Consider the following 3140-nt stretch of genomic DNA (forward strand, 5'->3'; position numbering starts at 1 on the left):
TGACCATACGGTCATTGACAGCTTGTTGCCTTGGTCAACTGCTTTGCCGGATCACTGTCGCATGCCCATAAAAGAGAATACCCCTACTTTGTCCTGATGTACAGGTGTGCTCGCTTTTACGCTCACCTCATTCCCAATGCGCTATATTGACTTATATTCCAAAAACCGCTCTGTAGATACCAACGGGAATGTTGGTAAATATTGGAATAAGAAATATCTGCGGGCTGTGCAGTGTATCCTTAACAGGACACGGGGCCTTGTTGGAACTCGAAAAGGCTACTTCGAAGCAGCTTTCGGACATAACTTGGATGAATATTATAAGATTTTATTAATGCCAGAATCATATATAATCAACCGCGATTTCCATGAGAAAGACGGCTCAACAGAGTTGTGGTGGTCGCAAGTATGCTCTCTATCCAGCTGGGAACGGGATATCTTTATGAATATCGTGTGTAACCATCGCTTCCGTACGGTGAATTATTCCGAATTGCCCCATAAAGTAAGAGATGCATTGTCGCATTACTTTGAACGCGATAATACAAAAACCAATAACTTATTATGACGGTAGGGTGTTGTCGGTTCGCTTTCAGCGCATTCGCTAGAATTAAAAAAAACATTTTAGAATTATTTTGTTACATCAGGCTGCCCAAAAGTCGGTCAGCTTTTCTTCGCCAATTATCTGAATAAGACAAAGCAAGCGTGGGTTGCTCATACAAAGTTTACATCTGTTTTTGTTAAAATTGCATATGATTTCTTGAATAGTACGTTTCTTATCTATAGTCCGGCTAATACCCTCAGGTCAGTCCTGACCGGTCAATATCCACAAATCGGAGCTGTAAGTAAAAATTTTTCCTATTTCCGGCAGGAAACGAACATATATTCGGAGAATAATGTAATTGGGGGTGAGAATTTTTGGCGGGACATGTTCAGATTCGGGATCCTATTCATGGAATGATTGAACTAAACGATGGAGAAGCAGCTATTATTAAGAATGAGGCTTTCCAACGTTTGCGAAACATACGCCAGTTAGCACTGACTTCAAAGGTTTATCCCGGGGCCACTCATACCCGTTTTGAGCATAGCCTGGGCGTGATGCATTTGGCCGGCAGGGTGATGGATTCTTTGTATAAGCGCCCGCTCGTTAAGAATCAATTTACGGAGCCAGAATATGCCAGGTTGCGCCAACTGGTAAGGCTCGCCGGCCTTTTACACGATTTAGGACACGCTCCATTTTCCCATGGGAGCGAGGAGCTTTTTCCTCCCGGGCTAAAACATGAAAACTATACAATTGCCTTCATCCGTCGTGTTTTTGCACCTATAATTACAGAGTATTTTCCAGATATTAAGGTTGAGGAAATCATTACGCTCTTAAATAAAGGATACCTGAGCACTGACCGGGTATTTCTGGGAAAGATCATCGACGGAGAAATAGATGCTGATAAACTTGATTATCTTTTGAGAGATTCTTATTATTGCGGCGTCCGCTACGGAGAGTATGACCTGGAAAGAATTTTAGATACTGTAACGGTTGTAACGGCCAGGGAATCCAATTCTGTAAGTCGCTCAGAACAGATGGAGGAAAACTATACAGGTTTCTGGCTTCTGGGGATTGAATCTGATGGAATACAGGCAGTAGAGGAACTTATTTTTGCCCGTTACTGGATGTTTATTCAGGTCTATTTTCACAAAACCAGGCGCATCTACGATTATTATTTGACGGCTTTTTTGAAAGATTTTCTTTGCGAACAATTCCCGCAGTGGAATGGGTATTTCCCCCCTCCGGAAAATCTGGATGATTATTTGTCATTGGATGATAACACTGTCCTGGAAGCTATAAAGAAATTCCGCAGTTCAAACGAATGGGCGCGGCGGATATACGAGCGAGACCACCTGTCGGAAGCTTTTGTTACCTTGCCTCACCATACAGGATTGGCAGGCTATATGGCTATTTCTGAGCTAAAGGAAAAATTTGAAGGAAAATATGACAATAACCCTCAGATTGCTTACGTTGATGACAAAGCAAAGAAGCTTCCCACGAACCCCTTGTTTGGTCTTAAAAAACAGGAAGAGGGATATCAAGAGGGAGAAGGGGATAGAAAATTTGCCAGTATCGTCGTTCAAGATAAGCATAATCTGCAACACTGCTACTCCATATTCGAACGGTCGCTCCCCTTGCAATTATTGTCCCAGAAGAACATTAATATTGTTCGTTTTTATGTGACGCGGGATAAAAAGAAGGAAGCAGCGGCATGGTGTAACGAACAGCTTGACCAAATTCAATCAAAAATTAAAAAAATTGAGGAGGGATGGACGTAATGAAACTCGAAACCCTCATCGCGTATTTGGCGGATCAGACAAAAATCAGAGGGAAAAAGGCCTTGCAAAAGCTGGTGTATTTCTGTGCCGAAGCTGGTGTGCCCCTTTATGTAAATTTTCGTTTGCATATTTATGGGCCGTATAGCAACGAGGTGACAGAGGAACTGGGAGAAGCCGTGACAAAAGAAATAGTGAAGGTTTCTCCGGATGGGTACACCTTTTCCAAGGGGGTTTCGGGTGACAAATATCTTGCACGGGATCGAGGAAACATTGAGGCCCACCGGGAAAAAATCCAAAAAGTGCTGGATACCTTTGGCAGGTTCTCCCCTTTAGAACTCGAACTGTATGCTACTGTCCATTTTATCGCCACCGCGTTGAATGAAGCATACGGGTATGTCACCGAAGAAAAAGTGGTAAAAGAAGTTTACAGGGCAAAAGGGGATAAGTTTAGCGTTCAAAGGATCCAAAGCGCCTACCAGGATCTATCAGACGGGGGCTGGATTGCCTGAATGTGATAAAGCGCACCGACATTTTCAATCCCCCTGGACGGAAATGACGTCCTTTAGCACTTTTTGGGTAAGAATATGTATCAGTGTTTTTTTTGAAGTGAGACTAATGGCCGATTACCTTAGAGATGGTAAATAAACAGCCGGTCATTTTGTTTTTGTGGGAATAATGCGAAAAGTCGGTTTTGTCCGTAAGCGTCAAAAAAAAGACACCTTCAAGAGCAAGGGAGGAGATGAGAAAATAAACCTGAGCATAACAAAGAAAGGGATGTTCAGGGATGGATAGCAAACTTAGCAGCATATGGGAAGACCGTCTGG

General features: G+C 42.9%; 2 protein-coding genes. Both read left to right on the forward strand.

The annotated features are described in order from the left end of the window. Positions 1 to 912: 912 nt before the first annotated feature. Positions 913 to 2316 carry an HD domain-containing protein gene (locus HPY74_20590; protein ID NSW93005.1) on the forward strand — a complete coding sequence of 468 codons (1404 nt, stop codon included), beginning with the start codon at positions 913 to 915 and terminating at the stop codon, positions 2314 to 2316. Next, positions 2307 to 2825, forward strand: a complete 519-nt coding sequence (locus HPY74_20595) for a hypothetical protein (GenBank protein ID NSW93006.1) — start codon at positions 2307 to 2309, stop codon at positions 2823 to 2825. Before HPY74_20590 ends, HPY74_20595 begins: the two co-directional genes overlap by 10 nt. The last annotated feature ends 315 nt before the right edge of the window (positions 2826 to 3140 follow it).

The organism is Bacillota bacterium (assembly GCA_013314855.1).
Taxonomy (GTDB): domain Bacteria; phylum Bacillota; class Clostridia; order Acetivibrionales; family DUMC01; genus Ch48.